Origin of the sequence: Methanothermococcus jasoni (assembly GCF_049075655.1) — an archaeon.
Lineage (GTDB): Archaea > AGJL01 > Methanococci > Methanococcales > Methanococcaceae > Methanofervidicoccus.
The window spans coordinates 51,377-67,811 of the sequence record NZ_CP157522.1 but is presented as its reverse complement, the minus strand read 5'-3'; the positions used below and the strand labels follow the sequence as shown (position 1 = coordinate 67,811).

Genomic DNA, 16,435 nt, shown 5'->3' with positions numbered 1-16,435 from the left:
CTTGATATTTATTTTATTTCTTTAAAAACCTTCTATAAAGACAACCCGGATAGTTTGAACATCCTAAAAACTCTCCTCTTTTAGTTTTTACCAATCTCAGCTTTCCACCGCACCACGGACATATATCATCGTGCATCTGCTTTCTTACCTCATCCACAAATGAAAATCCGCTTTTGCATAATCTGTTTTTGTTGTATCTTATTACATTGTTTTTAATATCCACATATATCAAATAATTCTTAAACAGTTCCGTATTTTCTAAATCAACAATAAGTTCCTTATTATTTACCTCGAATCCTTTTGTAATCTCCATTTTTGTTTTTAATGGTAATAACCAATATCCCTGCCCAGAGTAGTTAAAAAGACCTGCTTTGTATTTTAATCTACCTATTAACCAGTTGTAATCCCTGTTTGCAATGTATCTTGCACTTTCTTCAACTGAATTGAACATATTTCTTTCTTTCATTCTTTCTAAAACATCAATTATATGCTCATCTCCATTATTATATCCTTCCAAGAGCATCTTTTCAAAAGTGTTTATGAATTTTTCCTTATCGATTTTCACACACAACAAAAGACCGTTAAACCCATTTGCTACAACATACTTTTCTTTTTCAATTATATCTGCTCTGTCAAATTTGAAATAAAGTCTTGCATTTATAAATTTATTCTTATTGTCGGAAACTCCTTTTTTCAATACGTAATCTTCTTTGCAGTTCTCTGTTAATCCATAGTAAAAAACAGGGCTTTTTCCGTTTTTTAATCCTATTATTGATATAAGTCCCTCTGGAACTTTCCAGTTTTGATTCCATGTTTTGTCGCTTAATTCCGTTGCGTTAAAGTGCATGTTGCTTGTTAATGTTTTAAATAATTCGTCCATATTTATTCCTCCGTTATATTCAGATTTTAGTTTAATAGTTATGATTATTTAAATAAATTTAATCAATCATTCCAAATATTTATTAATTTTATCACTTAAACAAAAGGTTTAGGTAGCCCCTCATTTTCACATTCAACTACCATCAAATAAGGTTTGTTATTATTTAAATAATATTTTATGTTTCCCCTTATCTCATCAATATCTTCTATATAAACATTATCAATATCATAAGCATCTGCTATTTTGTTGAAATCTGGGTTCTTTATATCTCCAAATACATTTAATCTGTTGTTTTTCATTATTACAATAAGTATTTTTAAATCATTTTCCGATACTGTTGCGAGCTCTTGCAAATTCATCTGGAAACCGCCATCACCATTTATTGAAACTACTTCTCTATTAATGTTATAATCTAAACATCCAAATTTAACTCCAATTGAAGCTGGAAGTCCAAATCCCATGGTTCCCATACTGTGAGATGAAATAATATTTCTTGGGACTACGCATTTTTTTAATAATGATACAAAAACCGTATGATTTCCAGCATCTGTGGTAATTATTGCGTCATCTGGTAAATTATCCAGTATCTCCTTAATTTTTAGGGAATAATCACCTAATCGCTTGTGATAGCAAGCGAGCAACGAAAACCTTCGGTTTTCGTCTAATTTATAATTATATTTACTAATGTCTTCTTTATTGCTACCATCTGTATTTACATGGGTATAACTATGCCTTAAATCATTTAACGCGTCAATCAAAGCCTTAATGTCGTTTAAATTATTAATTTTGGCATCTAAATCAATTATTTTCTTTAAAACTTCTGTTCGGATACTTTCAGGTATTGTGTTGTATGAAAAACTTGCACCAATTGAAAATATGGCATCACATTCCAAAAGGTATTTATTTGCTATAAAGTTTCCTCTTCTTCCAATCAATCCTAAACAGTTTTTATCCTTTTCGTCGATAACTCCCCTTGCAGGATAGGTTGTTGTAATGAGGATATTACTGTTTTTTAATATATTATTTATTTTCAGCATTTCTTTGTATGATAAGGTTCCATAAATGCCCTGACCTATAAGCAATAATGGCTTTTTAATATCCTTAATATTTTTAATATCTTTTATATTTATGCCACATTTTAAGTTTATGTCTTCATCTTTATCATCATCATATTTAGTGGAGTAATCATCTGCATCCAATTTAAGAACATCACTTGGGACATTTAAATGAATGGGTTTTTTACTATTTAAACTTTCAGAAAGTGCATTCTTGAAATAACTTACATCTGGTTTATCTACAAAGTATCCTTTATATATATTTAAAAAATCCATTTGCATTTCTTGAAAATAATTCTTATTTATGTATTTTCGCTCGCATCTTCCAGTAATGGCAATTACAGATGATGAATCCTTGTATGCCGTAGCAACGCCTGTCATCAAATTTGTAGCACCAGGTCCCGCAGTTGCCAAACATACTCCAACATAGTTTGTAATTCTGCTGTATCCATCTGCCATGTGTAGAGCTCCCTGTTCATGCCTGACCATTATATTTTTTATAGATGATTCATTTAGGGCATTATACAATGGAAGAATCTGCTCCCCAGGATATGAAAAAACTGTTTTTATATTATTTTCCATTAAAAAATCTAATATTGCATCTGTAAATTTCATTTTATCCCTTATAGATTGGTATTTATACTTAATAAATCATCTGCCTTAGTTAAATAATTTGTTAATGTAGTTTGTTTGGTATTTTTGCCCTTATTTTTATTTTTATCTTTATAGTTATCCCCATTTTTATTGACTTCTTTTACCGATGTGCGATTATTTTTAAATTTTCCAATAATTTTCGGGTTGGATATTCCAAAATTTTTAATGAATGTTTTTGAATATGATTTATAATTATTTTGATAACTCCTACTTACATGATTTATATAAAATTCCATATCTGAACTGTTTAATTCCTTTGCCAATTCATACAAATCTCCATCGTATTTTATACAATATCCAGCATAAAATGTATAATCTTCTTTTTCCCATACTATAAAGTTTGGCTTTTTATTTAACGGTGAAGTTAATATTTTTTTGCCAAATGAAGTATCTAATCCTTGACTTCTTCCAAAAGCATACCATGCTACTGGATTTGGTTTGCCCTTATCTCTCGCAAGTAATATATCTTTAATTTTTAGGAAATAATTGTATGTTAAAGGATATTTTTCTTTTAATTCATTTTCGGGTATTATTACATGTTTATTATTTTTAAGTTTATATGGGAAAATTACATAACGATTTTGCTCCTCGTCTGAGCTCTTTAAAACTGATGCTTTTACTATTGGTTTTAAAATGTCCTTTTCAATTTCAAACTCCCTACCATCCTTTAATTTTATTATTGCAGTTTTTTCTTTAAGTATGGGGTCTTTAAATATGTAATAACTATCTGCAAGTGTGGTAATTCCAACATGAATATCTGCTATCTTTCCAAGCGGAGCTCCTCTATTTTCTATCTCTTTAATCTTTATTAATACATCATTGGTGCATAATATCCAATTATTATCGTTCAAATTGTTTAAATCAATTTCATCTATGAATTTAATTTTTTTATTGGAGTCTCCATAATACAGTTTAAACTTATTTTGTCTATATGATTTGGATAGTATTGTTATTAATGAATAGGTAGTGGCGTTTTCGAATACTTGGTAATGTCTAAAATCAATTAATAATTCCAAAATTTTTTTATTTTTGATAAACAGTCTTAAATCTTTTCCTGCTGATGTTTTTATATAGGTGTTGGGCGTGATATATCCTAATTTTCCAGTATCGTTTAATAAATAATATCCCAACTCAAAAAATGCTATATATATGTCAGTAGAGCCAGATTTGCACAGTTTCCATTCTTTTTGAATTTTATTTCGCTTTTCTTTTCCTAAATTTTGGATTCTAATATATGGTGGGTTTCCAACAACATAATCAAATTTTTTAAATAGTTTTGAAATCCATGCTTTATCTGTGCTATCATTATTTATCAAATTCCAATTAACATCATGGATGCCGTATTTTTTAGCAATATTGGTTAAATTAATTCTGCATAATTCAATAGCATTTTTATCAATATCTATTCCATAAACATTCTGTTCTAAAAGATTTTTTATTTCGGAAATTGATTTATTTGAGTTTAAGGCATCAGTAATAAACCTTTCAACAACTTCTTTTAAAAAAGCACCATCCCCGCAAGACGGGTCAATTATTTTTTTATAATATATGTTGTTATTTACAGTATATCCTAAATTGTCCAAAATTGTTTCAACTATCCATTTAGGGGTATATACCACACCGTTTAATTTATTTTTATCTATTTTTTTAGAGCTCAATCCATCAGCTGACATAATCCAACAACTCGTTTTATAAATTTGTTTAACGACATTTCATTTAATGCTTTAATACCTTTTTCTGAAAATCCAATATTGTTTAAAAATTTATTTATTTCTTTAATATCTTTTTTTGGTATTTTTGCTTTTTTTAACTCTTTCTCTATTTCTTCAATATCTGCTTCTGAAAATCCTACTTCTTTTAGCTTTTTATTTATTTCATTGATTTTTTCATTTGAAAATCCTGCTTTTTCTAATATTTTATTTATCTTACCAATATCCTCTTCTGAAATTTTCATGCTATCTAAATCTACAAAATACGCATTTTCACTGTCATCAAAATCTATTAAAGCAATTCCTAAAACATTTGGTTTATGTGGAAAATCTAAATCATTATATAATTTAATATACTTCATTAAATCTTTTTCAGAAATTAATTCTATTTTTTTAAGTTCTCCCCTTAAGTTGCCTTTATTTTTTGTGTAATATGGCGTATGTCCCCGTAATACTAAAAAGTGTGCAAATCCTACATTTACTCGTCTAATATTTGCCGTTTCTCCCAATAAATTTTCAAAATAATTATTAGCATTTTGTTTATAGTTAGAAGTCACGAATTTAAAACTTATTGTTGCTACCAATTTATCAGTTTCTTTATTGAATATGGATATATCCAAATTTTTTGGGTAGTATTTACCATTTAATTTATATTCTCCACCATTGCCTAAACATTTTGTATAATATCTATCTCCTAATTTATTCTCAATAACTTTCGCAAACCATTTATGAATTGGTATCAATTTTTTATTGCTTCGAGCTCCGTATTTATCATATGCTTTAAAACTTTCTGAAATTGCATTTAAAAATGAATTTTCTAAATCCATAATCTACCCCTTTTTATACTATAATCAATATTCATCAATACAATAATCAATTTTATTTTTATTTAGAAGTTCTTTTATATAATTTAAGGTATCAGTATATGTCATTTTTTTGTTCTTTAATTTTCCTTCCAACATCTTCCCTACATCGTCATCCTTGCAGTTTTTTATTAAAAATATATTTGAGCCTTCTGTGATTATTGGATTTTTTAAGAGCTCATCCCTGTCCCCATCTGTAATGCCTATTATCTTAATATCAAATCTTGCTAAAATGTCTCCGCAAATGGTTGTTGTGTCGTCCCCAATAGTGATTACCGCAGAAACATTTTTATTTTTTATTTCCTCTAAAACATCCTCTCCTGCGTGATTTACAATGACAATTTCCCCTTCATTGCATTCATTGGACGAATTATTCTTTTCCATTGTTTTATTTTTTTTATTCTTGTTGATATTGGATGGATGCCTCCTTAGAATGCCTGTCTTTATAATAACACTTTTTAAATCAATCTCGCCCAGTTTTTCAACGCCATGCCATTTTACCTCGCCGTTGATTATATCTATTAATTTGTTATTTTCGGATACTAAAATTACCGGAGCTCCCCGAGCTCTGCCCACCACTATGCCATTTATCATTATGGATTCTCCATCATCAACACCATGTAGTTTCCTAAATACTTTGTTTCCCTCTTCCCAAACATCCAACCCATTGCTTATGCATTCTTCAATATTCAAGTTTAGTTTTTTTGAGAGATATTCTATTAAAAGGTTTAAATTTTTGTCAATATCGTTATTAATATTATTATGTTTATTTTTATTCCATATTAAAATTGTTCCGTCCTTTTCCCCTGGTCTTTCTATCTGTATTATTGGTTTATGCACTCCGGCTCTTCCTACAACGATTCTTCCAAATGTGTGCCCTGTTTCCTTTGATTTTCCGTAATTCATTAAAATTAAAATATCATTATTCCCTAATTTTTTCAAACTCATGGATGGGACGAGTTTTTCCGAAATATCAATTACATCCTCCAAACCATTATCTATTACAGCTACTCGTCCCATAGTTCCGCCGAGTTTTGCCTTTATATTAATATTTATGCCATATTCTTTGGAAAATTCCTCTAAAATATCCAAAATCTTTTTTGCATAGCCAGTGTCGATTATTTCAGGTCCGTGAATAACTGTTCCTATATTCATTATATCTCCTTTTCCTGCATTTCGCCGACGTAGTAGGCGAACAGCAAATTAAGTGGATTTTTTTAATTTATTATCTAATTTATTATCCAATTTATTATTTTATTTTATTGTTAGCATGAGCTCCCTTATTATTTTTGCCGCTGCAATAGATGTGATGTTTCCAATATCGTAATGCGGTGATATCTCAACAACATCAAAACCTATTATGTTATCTTTCAATTCCTTAAATAAATACAGTGAATTTATCAGTTCTTTTGTGGAAAATCCGCATGGCTCAGGGGTTCCAGTCCCAGGGGCATAGGCAGGGTCTAAAACATCAATATCTATTGTAATATATACGGGTTTATCCAATGATTTAATTTCTTTTATATCTTCCTTTGTAGGTAAATCCATGGATATATTTGTATTTTCCCATCCAAATTCCCATTCTTCTTTATCTCCGCTTCTTATTCCAAACTGATAAATATCCTTTGTTAAATCAAAACATCTTCTTATTACACTTGCATGGGAATATTCATTGCCTAAATACTCTTCTCTTAAATCACAATGGGCATCAAACTGTATTAAAACAAAATCATTATATACATCCTTTACAGCCTTTACTACGGGATAGGTAATGGAATGCTCTCCGCCCATCATTATTGGTATTTTGCCTTTTTCCATAATATTTTTGGATGCGTTGTATGACCTTTCAATAATGTCCATTTGGGTTCCTTCAATGATGATATTGTATAAATCACATACATTCACATCAATTAAATCCTTTTTCAATACTGGGCTGAATGTTTCCAACCCCCATGATGCCTTTCTTATTTCATCTGGTCCAAATCTTGTTCCTGGTTTGTAGGAAGTTGTGGCATCGTATGGAATTCCGAACATTACAAAATCAGCATCTTCAAAATCAGAGTAGGCACATATATATTTAGAAAAATCTTCAAAATACACAATATCACCTTTTCACGGTTATTAACAATTCTTATTTGATGCTACTTATTTTTTTATTATCTTATTTTTTTAGTCAAAATCCATTATGCATGATTATTTAAATATTTTTTAGATTTAAACATTAAATAAAAATACTAAACCCCCAAGGGATATAAAATCATATATTGTATGTATCAATGCCGTTGTTGATGTGTTGGTTTTGTTCCTAATCATTCCAAGCATATAGCTAATTAAAAATATATCCAATAAAGCCACAATTGAAAAATACTGAAAATGCAGGACAGTAAATAATAAGCTCGTATATAAATTTCCAAATCTTGGTTGCAGTGCCCCTCTGAATAGGAGTTCCTCACTTATACCTACAACAATGGATAAAAATGCTATTTCAGTAAGGGTGGGAACAACATGTTTTATAGATTGGACAACCTGTTCCACATTTGATGACTCTACTGCCATTTTTGTAGCAATGTCGCTCCCAAGATTTGGGACTATCAATGATATTAAATTATCAATGAATAAGGGGACATTCCAAATAATATAGTCAATTAAGTATATTCCCACAAATCCAACAATAGCATACTTTATATTCGGAATACCTATACTTAATCGGTTTATGCAGTCTTTTAATCCCCTTCTTGTTCCAAATCCAACCCCTATAAAAGAGTATGCAAACAACAATATTTGAAAGCCCAATTGGTCAATTATTTGAAAAAAACTACTTAATGATATCATTAGGTGAGCTCCCATTGTGGTGAGATACACTATTGGATTTAGCAATATATATAACGATAGGGGAAAAAAGGTTCTATGAGTTATTTTACCCCACTGGATATTCATATTTAATTTTTTTACAAAGAAATTGAAAATATTTTTATTAATTAATAAAATCGTAGATAATAGCGATGTTGTTAAAAAGATACCTGCATATATAGGCTTTATATCTAAATAGAATGAAAATACTGCCATTAATACATTAAATGCTACTATTAATTTTATAATTGTATCTTTAAATTTTTTATTATTATTTAAAGACTCCACCAAATTAATTAAATATATCAACACTGCAAAAAAAGAAGAGATGATTTTCGTTAAAGCCACTAAATTAAACATGCTTAAAATGCAGACGCATAATATTATGAAAAATTGCATATTTTCACATTTAACTTTTTTATTTGTTGTTTTTATTTTTTATATTTATTATTTCATTGAATAATCTTTCAACTTCTTTTCCAACATCAGAATTTAAATCAATAGGTTTTCCTAATAAATCGGATGAAGAGACTTCGTCGCTGTATGGAATATAACCAATTATCGGTATATTCACCTCTTTTTCAAATATTTTTCCAAATGTTTCTTTTTCTTCATCGTTTTTTATTTTATTCACCACGGCATATAGATTTGATATGTTTATGTCATTTGCAAGTTTTTTTATTCTTTTTGCAGTTAGCAAGGATTTTTTAGAAGGTTCTATTACAACAATCATTAAATCGACATTTTCAGTAGTTTTTCTTCCAAGATGCTCTATACCTGCTTCCATGTCCATTATAACGACTTCATTTCTTTTTAATATCAAATGCCTTAAAAGTCGCCTCAGTAAAACTGAAGCAGGGCATACGCATCCTCCCCCTCCCTGTTCAATAGTTCCCATAACAAGCAAATGTATGTTCCCATTTCCCGCCCTGTAAGAGTAGTTTTCAACAATGTCATCTACCTTAGGATTGATTTTAAAAACACTCCCGTATTCCCCGACCTTTGCACCGGTTCGCTCCTCTATTAGGTCGTCCATTTTGGATAGGGGCGTTATTTCCTCATCAATCCCTAATGCACATGCAAGATTCATATCAGGGTCTGCATCAACAGCTATAACCTTATATCCATTTTTTTCAAATAGTCGTGCCAATGTGGATGATATAAATGTTTTTCCTACTCCACCTTTTCCAGTAATTGCTATCTTCATAATCTCGCCTAAATAGTAATTTTCTAAATAATAATTTTATAATATATTAATATCATACTTAATAAATAATATATGAAATATAAAATATATTTTAATATTAGTTATCAATAATATATAATAACTGTTTTATTATTAGATAATATATAAATATTTAAATGTCAAAGTGATATTATGTTTAATTTAAATATAAGTGGAATGCTTCCTAAAAATATGGAAAATAGGGGCATGCTGGTATTAAAGGACAATTTAAAAGAGATTGAAGAAATCTTAAATCATAGGGCCATACCAAAAAATGGATTAGATGATGAAAAAATAAAACTATTTTTAAAATTACTTTCTCTTATGGATACAGATAAAGACCCTAAATCTATAAGAATAGGGGAGAGAGAAGGACGATTATCATCAAAGATTCAGGAAGAGTTGGTTTCTGGCTTTTGCCATGGTGTTGGGAGAAGTGGAAATTTAACCGACCCTCAGCCAAAGGCTCCCGGAGCAAGTGTGATGTATGGATTAACAAACAGCATTTTAAAAAGTTTTTTAAAAAATTTGGGATTAAATGTTTATTCAATAGCCACGCCAGTAGCAACTGGGATGTCAATAGCACTGTGTTTAAGTGCGGCAAGGAAAAAATACAATTCAAATGTGGTTGTATATCCTTATGCAGCACATAAAAGTCCAATAAAGGCTGTATCTTTTGCAGGACTTAGAATGCGACTAGTTGAAACTAAATTATACGAAGATGCTGTAAAAGTTGATGTTGGGGACATAGAAGATGCCATAAAAAAGGAAATAAAATCCAACAACAATCCATGCGTTTTAAGCACCCTCACATTTTTCCCGCCAAGAGAGGGGGATGATATCGAAGAGATAGCAAAAATTTGTGATGAGTATGATATTCCGCATATTATAAATGGTGCCTATGCCATTCAAAATAAATTTTACATCAATAAATTAAACAAAGCATTTAAATATAGAGTGGATGCAGTGGTGAGCTCCTCTGATAAAAATTTACTGACTCCAATAGGGGGCGGTATAATATATTCAAAAGACAAAGAATTTTTAAATGAGATTTCTCTCTGTTATCCAGGCAGAGCATGTGCAACACCAATTGTAAATATATTGGTTTCAATGTTGTCATTAGGGTTAAATAAATATTTGGAGCTTATGAAACAGCAAAGGGAAAGTAGAAAACTTTTGGGTAATCTTTCAATGGAATTAGCAGAAAAGACAAATAATAAAGTTTTAAATATTAAAAACCCAATATCCTTATGCATTACCGTAGATTCAGACCCTGTGGAAATTGCAGGAAAATTATACAATCTAAGGATTACTGGTCCAAGAGGTGTAAGGGTATCAGATAAATTTGGTAATTGTTATTTGAGCAATTATCCATATAGTTACATTGTTATGAATGCAGCAATTGGTGTTAAAAATGAAGATATTATTGTTGCAGTTGAAAAATTAGAAAATATTCTAATTGATAATACTAAATAAAACACCTTAGGTGAAAAGATGGCAATAACTATTGCAATAGCTTCTGGCAAGGGAGGCACTGGTAAAACTACAATTTCGGCCAATTTATCAGTGGCACTTTCAAAATTTGGGAAAGACGTTATTGTGCTTGATGCAGATATCGCTATGGCGAATTTGGAACTTGTAATGGGTTTGGATGGGAAGCCAATAACCTTAAATGATGTTCTTGCAGGTAGTGCAAGTGTAGAGCAGGCTATTTATGAAGGACCCGGTGGTGTAAAGGTAGTTCCTGCTGGTGTATCATTGGATGGTTTTAAAAAGGCTAAACCTGAGAAATTATTGGAGGTATTATCAAAGTTGCATGAATTGGGGGATATTATAATAATAGATTGCCCAGCAGGTATTGGAAAGGAAGCACTGACTGCAATATCAACTGCTGAACATTTAATATTACTGACAGTGTGAATTAACAATACCATCTTTAAAATCAAAAAATAGAAATAGGTAGTAGTTAAATATCTCATTAAAAAACGGTGAATTCAGCATGCTAAAGACATTAAGTAATATGCTCACTAATTCTATAAATAGTTTAGGATTTAACTGTTCGGAAGAATTATCTAAGTTTGCATTGGTTAGAACGTTAACGCCGATAAAAACTATTAAAGCATTTTCAGAAAGTATTTCAAAAATCCACAGAACAACTATCGTTAAAAACTTGCAAAAACTCTTCGAAGAAGAGTTTTACTTATACGCTCAATTATTAAACCTTCCCGACATTTTGAATGACAATAGATTTAAATACGCTGCAATAATCGATTCAACATTATTAAGAAGATGGAGTGAAAATATTTATGGTTGTAGTATTAGATACAATTACATCGAAAATCATAGCAAACTATATCAAGAGCAAATAAACTGCTGTATCTATCACAAAAAAAAGGGCTTTATACTATTCACACTACGATAAAACCACTCGACAAAAAATCCACAAACATATTTATTGAAATCATTGAATTTTTATCTCAAACTAACATCAGGACGGTTATAGGGGACAGTTTTATCACAACAAAGAAAATTCTAAAGGGATGTAAGGGATTGGGAATCGAATACATTGGCAAACTTAGGAAAAACATTATAATCGAGTTTTTCAGTAAGAAGGTTAAAGTGGAAGAATTGTTCGAAAAGGATTTTCAAAAAAGAAAGTTCAAATTAAGGACGATTAATGGAATAGAGTTCAAATTATCCGATAGGATTGTGAATATTCCAAATGTTGGCAAGGTTAAAATCGTTGCTGTGCAAATGGAAAATCAGAAAAAACCTAAGTATTTAGTCTCTACAAACTATAAAAAGAAGGCAGAGAACATTATAATCGAGTATATGAAGAGACCAAAGATAGAAGAAAAACATAAAAGGGATAAATCGATTTTAGAAGTTGAAGGGAATTACATAACTTCTGAAAAGAGTAATATTGGATTCATTAGATTTATGGCGGTAGTATCAAACTGCATCGAATACTTAAGCTACAACTATGGATTATCGTTTTATGAAATCGTTAAAAAGTGTGGTAAAGAACTAATAAAGAAAGGAATATCATAATCACACTGTCAGTAATATTAATAGTAAATCCTGAAATATCATCCATTTCTGACGCTTTAAAGGTTGTGGCTATTGCAAGAAGATTTGAAACTAATATATTGGGGACAATAATTAATAGAACCACCATGGAGGATTCTGAACTGAGCTCGAAGGCTATTGAAACAATACTCGAAGTTCCCATACTCGGAGTAATTCCTGAGGACCCAAATGTAAGAAGATGTGCGGCATTTGGAGAACCCATTGTAATAAGATATCCTAATTCTCCTGCTTCACAGGCTATAATGCAAATTGCGGCAAGATTAACTGGAAGAGAATATATTCCTAAACAAACTGAGGAAAAATCATTTATTAAAAAGTTTATCAAAGGGTTATTTGGAGGGAGAAAATGATAGATACATCAGTAGTCCTTACAATAGTTGTTGTTAGCTTATTGATAAATATTATCTTATTTATTAAACTTATGCAATTGAAAAAAGAATTGGACAATGTTAAACAATCTACAAGACTCACTCGGGAAGAGGTGGAAAAGTTAAATGAGAGATTAAAGAGAATTAAAACATTATAATTTTGAAAAACCAAAGGATTTGTAAGTAGCGAATCCAAAGGATTTACCCTCTATAAAATTATTTATTTTGTTATTTTAAAATTATTAAAAATACACATGCTGTGATAATATGAAAAAGTTATTTTTAATAATATCTCTTTTAATATTAACAACCATAAACTATGGTCATGAGGCTACAACTATAATTCCAAAATTAGTAGATAATAACACGGATAATATCTATATTGTGTATAAATTAAATAATTCACTTCCGATATACAATTTTACTTTGAATTTAGGTTCGGATAGCATAGAGTTTAAAAATAATTCAATAAATATGTCATATATCGAAGAATACAAAGGAATATGTAAAAATTTTAGTGGTAGAATTATAAACAAAACCATAAACGATTATGATATTATTGTATCAGTTAAATACATATTAAACGACTCGTTAATAAGCTATATAAAACATTTTCATGTTTATAGGGTCAATAACTCTGAACTAATAATAAATAAAACAAAACCAAAATATCATGAATTGAATAATATATCAAACACGACGAATATATCATTGAATAAATCAGCCGATAACAAAAGCATTGATAATGACAATTACACAATAAATATAACGCCGAAAAATGAAAATGAACCAAAAGAAAAAACAACTGAAATAGATTCAGTAGAACCTATAAATTCTAGTGCAGTTGAAAGTAAATCCTCAAATGAAAATCAGTTGAATTATATATTTTATGGCATACTTGGTTTAATATTTGGTGCTATTATTGCTGTGGTAGTATTATATATTTATGACATATAAACCCACTATTTTTATATTCCATATTTTATGTTATTAGTGTTTAAGTTTCAAAGTGGATAACATGGATAAATTAGTTGTAGTGATACCTGCATATAATGAAGAAAAAAATATCTTAAAAGTTTTAAATGATTTGGATAATCTTAGCATTGATTCAATAGTTATAGATGATGGAAGTTTGGATGGGACAAAATCTGTTATTGAAAATTATATCAAAAACAATACAACTAAAAATAAGATATATCCAATATTTAAAAACAAAAATGAAGGAAAATCAAAAGCATTGGAGGATGGAACTAAATTGGCGTTAAAACAAGGATACGAATATATTGTATATATGGATGGAGATTATCAGCACAAACCAAGTGATATCCCAAAAATGTTTAAAAAATTAAAGGAAACAAATGCAGACGCTGTTTTTGGTATTAGGAAATATAATCATATTCCATTCCATAGGCAAATATCAAATTTTATGGCAAGTATTTTCATGTCTTTGGTAGTTTCCATATATTCTAAAAAAATTTACTTTTTCAAAGATATACAGAGCGGATTTAGAATTATTAAAAGCGATTTTTTAAATAATGTATATTTCGGTGAAGGATATAGTGTGGAGCATTTAATGGCCCTTCAATTGGCAAAAAAGAATGCTAAAATTGTTGAAGAATATATTGAAATTGAATATCACCCTGATGCAACATCCTACATTACAACAAAAAAGATATTGGATGTTATGAAGGAGGTTGCAAAATTCGTATTGTTCCATAAGAAATAATTTAAATATCTTTCAATATTTTTTTGAGCTCTTCAAGATGTTTTTTGGTTCCAAATGCATATATAACATCCCGTTCATCTAAAACAATATCGGGACTTGGGTTAACAATCACGTTATCGTTTTTCTTTTTTATGGCAAGGATTGTTGCACCTGTTTTTTGCCGTATTTTAGAGTCATAAAGAGTTTTCCCCACAATCTCAGATTGTGGCGAGATTGTAAATCTTCCTATTTCCATATCACGAGTGGTGTCCATTAAAGTAGTTACAAAATCTAAAATCTCAGGTCTTAAAGCCATTTCTGCCATTCTTAAACCTCCAATACTATATGGTGATACTACCCTATCTGCACCTGCTTTCAAAAGTTTGTCAATAGTGGCATTATTCTCTGCCTTGGCAACAACATAGATATTGGGGTTGAGCTCCTTCGCTGATAGGGTGATGAATAAATTTTCAGCATCTGAGTTGACAGTTGCAACCAACCCCTTGGCTCTTTTTACACCAGCCCTATTTAATATATCATCTGATGTTGCATCACCAACAATGTATATCATATTTTTATAATTGTCGAGCCCATCTAAAATCTTTTTTTCATCCATGTCAATTACAACAAAAGGAACTCCTGCATCATCAAATTTTTTTGCCACAAATTTTCCAATCTTTCCAAATCCACATATAATGTAATGTCCATTTATCATTTTTAATTTGGTTTGCATTTTTTTCAACCTTATAATTTTTTTAAACTGCCCTTCTATAAAAAATCCTGCAATGGATGCAAATGTGTATGCCATTGCCCCAGCACCGCATATAATATATACCAATGTTAAAACTCTTCCTTCAAATGTAGTGGGAATTATGTCACCATATCCTACGGTGGATATTGTGATTATTGCGACATATAACGCTGTAAAAAAATCCCAACCCTCAAAATACATGAGTCCGATGGTTGCCAATAATATAATCGTTCCTATTATTCCAATTCCTAATTTTATCCGTTCTAGCGCTTCCATTTTTTAAATCCCATCCATTATTTATATTTTTATTTACAATATTAACATAATTTATACAATTTATATTGCATATTATTAATTATATTAAATTTAACTTTTTATATATTATTAATATATAAAAAAATAATAAAAAAAGAAAGAAAAAAGAAAAGAAAAAAGTGATAATATGATAGATTCAAAAACTAAACTTTTGGGACTTATAGGTCATCCTGTTGAACATTCCTTATCTCCAATAATGCATAATGAGGCATTAAGGGATAAAAATCTAAATTATGTTTATCTCGCATTTGATGTTCTTCCCGAAAATTTGAAATATGTTGTTGATGGAGTAAAATCTCTTGGGACAGTAGGTGGATTTAATATAACCATTCCACATAAAGTGGAAATAATGAAATACCTTGATGAAATAGATAAAGAGGCTGAGCTCATAGGTGCAGTAAATACTGTAAAGATAGAAAAGGATAGAGCGATAGGATATAACACCGATGGGTTAGGGGCAAGAATGTCCCTTGAAGAAGAAATCGGGAAGGTAGAGAATAAAAATATATTGATAATTGGTGCAGGCGGGGCTGCAAGAGCCGTGGCATTTGAACTTGCAAAAAACAATCACTTGACAATTATAAATAGGACTGTTGAAAAAGCGGAGCTCCTTGCAAAAGAAATATCTGAAAAATTAAATAAACATATATATTACAATAATTTAAATATAGATATTGGTGATTTCGATATAATTATTCACACCACACCGATAGGTATGTATCCAAATGTTAATGTGCAACCTATAATAGATACCAATAAAATTGAAGAAAATATGGTTGTAATGGATTTAATATATAATCCAGAAGAAACCGTCCTTTTAAGAGAGGCAAAAAAACAGGGAGCAAAAACAATCAATGGGCTCGGGATGTTGGTGTATCAGGGGGCAATCTCTTTTGAGATATGGACGGGCGTTAAACCAAATATTGATGTTATGAAAAAGGCGATTTGTAATTCATTTAAATAACTTGGT

Annotated in this window: 16 protein-coding genes and 2 pseudogenes; 9 read left to right on the top strand and 9 right to left on the bottom strand. The window is 30.0% G+C overall.

The window, feature by feature from the left end; translation table 11 throughout:
- Window positions 1-13: 13 nt before the first annotated feature.
- The 8 genes from Mjas_RS00335 to Mjas_RS00300 form a co-directional block, all read right to left on the bottom strand.
- Complete coding sequence (locus Mjas_RS00335; protein WP_421077818.1) at window positions 14-880, bottom strand: topoisomerase DNA-binding C4 zinc finger domain-containing protein; 867 nt, start codon at window positions 878-880, stop codon at window positions 14-16.
- Between the two features lie 95 nt (window positions 881-975).
- Window positions 976-2,550: a thiamine pyrophosphate-binding protein gene (locus tag Mjas_RS00330; protein ID WP_421077817.1), complete on the bottom strand. Its 1,575-nt coding sequence runs from the start codon at window positions 2,548-2,550 to the stop codon at window positions 976-978.
- An 8-nt stretch (window positions 2,551-2,558) separates the two neighbouring features.
- Window positions 2,559-4,262 carry an HsdM family class I SAM-dependent methyltransferase gene (locus Mjas_RS00325; RefSeq protein ID WP_421077816.1) on the bottom strand — a complete coding sequence of 568 codons (1,704 nt, stop codon included), beginning with the start codon at window positions 4,260-4,262 and terminating at the stop codon, window positions 2,559-2,561.
- Window positions 4,244-5,125, bottom strand: coding sequence for a hypothetical protein (locus Mjas_RS00320; protein WP_421077815.1), 882 nt, complete (start codon window positions 5,123-5,125; stop codon window positions 4,244-4,246). The genes Mjas_RS00325 and Mjas_RS00320 overlap by 19 nt, the downstream gene beginning before the upstream one ends.
- A gap of 24 nt (window positions 5,126-5,149) precedes the next feature.
- Entirely contained in the window at window positions 5,150-6,316 is a 1,167-nt protein-coding gene (locus Mjas_RS00315; RefSeq protein ID WP_421077814.1) for a DUF2117 domain-containing protein, read from the bottom strand.
- A gap of 99 nt (window positions 6,317-6,415) precedes the next feature.
- The gene (speB, locus tag Mjas_RS00310) at window positions 6,416-7,261 is read right to left on the bottom strand and encodes an agmatinase (RefSeq protein ID WP_421077813.1); all 846 of its coding nucleotides are present in this window, start codon (window positions 7,259-7,261) and stop codon (window positions 6,416-6,418) included.
- A gap of 114 nt (window positions 7,262-7,375) precedes the next feature.
- Window positions 7,376-8,410, bottom strand: a complete 1,035-nt coding sequence (locus Mjas_RS00305; protein WP_421077812.1) for a CPBP family intramembrane glutamic endopeptidase — start codon at window positions 8,408-8,410, stop codon at window positions 7,376-7,378.
- A 19-nt stretch (window positions 8,411-8,429) separates the two neighbouring features.
- Window positions 8,430-9,218, bottom strand: a complete 789-nt coding sequence (locus Mjas_RS00300; RefSeq protein ID WP_421077811.1) for an AAA family ATPase — start codon at window positions 9,216-9,218, stop codon at window positions 8,430-8,432.
- 171 nt (window positions 9,219-9,389) lie between these two features.
- Between Mjas_RS00300 and spcS the strand changes: the two genes are divergently transcribed.
- The 8 genes and pseudogenes from spcS to Mjas_RS00260 all read left to right on the top strand — a co-directional run bounded on the left by spcS (window position 9,390) and on the right by Mjas_RS00260 (window position 14,420).
- Window positions 9,390-10,712 carry an O-phosphoseryl-tRNA(Sec) selenium transferase gene (gene spcS, locus Mjas_RS00295; RefSeq protein ID WP_421077810.1) on the top strand — a complete coding sequence of 441 codons (1,323 nt, stop codon included), beginning with the start codon at window positions 9,390-9,392 and terminating at the stop codon, window positions 10,710-10,712.
- A gap of 18 nt (window positions 10,713-10,730) precedes the next feature.
- Window positions 10,731-11,147 (top strand): annotated as a pseudogene (minD, locus tag Mjas_RS00290) (cell division ATPase MinD); the annotation flags it as partial.
- 88 nt (window positions 11,148-11,235) lie between these two features.
- Window positions 11,236-11,658, top strand: a complete 423-nt coding sequence (locus Mjas_RS00285; RefSeq protein ID WP_421077233.1) for a hypothetical protein — start codon at window positions 11,236-11,238, stop codon at window positions 11,656-11,658.
- On the top strand, window positions 11,589-12,287 hold the full coding sequence (locus Mjas_RS00280) for a hypothetical protein (protein ID WP_421078600.1): 699 nt from the start codon (window positions 11,589-11,591) through the stop codon (window positions 12,285-12,287). The genes Mjas_RS00285 and Mjas_RS00280 overlap by 70 nt, the downstream gene beginning before the upstream one ends.
- Window positions 12,288-12,298: 11 nt before the next feature.
- Window positions 12,299-12,676: pseudogene (locus Mjas_RS00275) on the top strand (AAA family ATPase); the annotation flags it as partial.
- Entirely contained in the window at window positions 12,673-12,852 is a 180-nt protein-coding gene (locus Mjas_RS00270; protein WP_421077809.1) for a hypothetical protein, read from the top strand. The pseudogene Mjas_RS00275 and the gene Mjas_RS00270, both read left to right, overlap by 4 nt.
- Window positions 12,853-12,961: 109 nt before the next feature.
- Window positions 12,962-13,651: a hypothetical protein gene (locus tag Mjas_RS00265; protein ID WP_421077808.1), complete on the top strand. Its 690-nt coding sequence runs from the start codon at window positions 12,962-12,964 to the stop codon at window positions 13,649-13,651.
- Window positions 13,652-13,712: 61 nt separating this feature from the next.
- Window positions 13,713-14,420 carry a glycosyltransferase family 2 protein gene (locus tag Mjas_RS00260; protein WP_421077807.1) on the top strand — a complete coding sequence of 236 codons (708 nt, stop codon included), beginning with the start codon at window positions 13,713-13,715 and terminating at the stop codon, window positions 14,418-14,420.
- A 1-nt stretch (window position 14,421) separates the two neighbouring features.
- On the opposite strand, the gene Mjas_RS00255 is transcribed toward Mjas_RS00260, so the two are convergent.
- A complete protein-coding gene (locus Mjas_RS00255) occupies window positions 14,422-15,426 on the bottom strand; it encodes a potassium channel family protein (protein ID WP_421077806.1) in 1,005 nt (334 codons plus the stop codon).
- Between the two features lie 166 nt (window positions 15,427-15,592).
- Here Mjas_RS00255 and aroE point away from each other — a divergent pair, with 166 nt between their 5' ends.
- Complete coding sequence (gene aroE, locus Mjas_RS00250; protein WP_421077805.1) at window positions 15,593-16,429, top strand: shikimate dehydrogenase; 837 nt, start codon at window positions 15,593-15,595, stop codon at window positions 16,427-16,429.
- Window positions 16,430-16,435: the final 6 nt, after the last annotated feature.

Excerpts from the sequence above, each read along its gene's own strand:
- Mjas_RS00335 (WP_421077818.1), bottom strand. The coding sequence starts at position 880 with ATGGACGAATTATTTAAAACATTAACAAGCAACATGCACTTTAACGCA.
- Mjas_RS00330 (WP_421077817.1), bottom strand. The coding sequence starts at position 2,550 with ATGAAATTTACAGATGCAATATTAGATTTTTTAATGGAAAATAATATA.
- Mjas_RS00325 (WP_421077816.1), bottom strand. The coding sequence starts at position 4,262 with ATGTCAGCTGATGGATTGAGCTCTAAAAAAATAGATAAAAATAAATTA.
- Mjas_RS00320 (WP_421077815.1), bottom strand. The coding sequence starts at position 5,125 with ATGGATTTAGAAAATTCATTTTTAAATGCAATTTCAGAAAGTTTTAAA.
- Mjas_RS00315 (WP_421077814.1), bottom strand. The coding sequence starts at position 6,316 with ATGAATATAGGAACAGTTATTCACGGACCTGAAATAATCGACACTGGC.
- Mjas_RS00305 (WP_421077812.1), bottom strand. The coding sequence starts at position 8,410 with ATGCAATTTTTCATAATATTATGCGTCTGCATTTTAAGCATGTTTAAT.
- Mjas_RS00300 (WP_421077811.1), bottom strand. The coding sequence starts at position 9,218 with ATGAAGATAGCAATTACTGGAAAAGGTGGAGTAGGAAAAACATTTATA.
- spcS (WP_421077810.1), top strand. The coding sequence starts at position 9,390 with ATGTTTAATTTAAATATAAGTGGAATGCTTCCTAAAAATATGGAAAAT.
- Mjas_RS00285 (WP_421077233.1), top strand. The coding sequence starts at position 11,236 with ATGCTAAAGACATTAAGTAATATGCTCACTAATTCTATAAATAGTTTA.
- Mjas_RS00270 (WP_421077809.1), top strand. The coding sequence starts at position 12,673 with ATGATAGATACATCAGTAGTCCTTACAATAGTTGTTGTTAGCTTATTG.
- Mjas_RS00265 (WP_421077808.1), top strand. The coding sequence starts at position 12,962 with ATGAAAAAGTTATTTTTAATAATATCTCTTTTAATATTAACAACCATA.
- Mjas_RS00260 (WP_421077807.1), top strand. The coding sequence starts at position 13,713 with ATGGATAAATTAGTTGTAGTGATACCTGCATATAATGAAGAAAAAAAT.
- Mjas_RS00255 (WP_421077806.1), bottom strand. The coding sequence starts at position 15,426 with ATGGAAGCGCTAGAACGGATAAAATTAGGAATTGGAATAATAGGAACG.
- aroE (WP_421077805.1), top strand. The coding sequence starts at position 15,593 with ATGATAGATTCAAAAACTAAACTTTTGGGACTTATAGGTCATCCTGTT.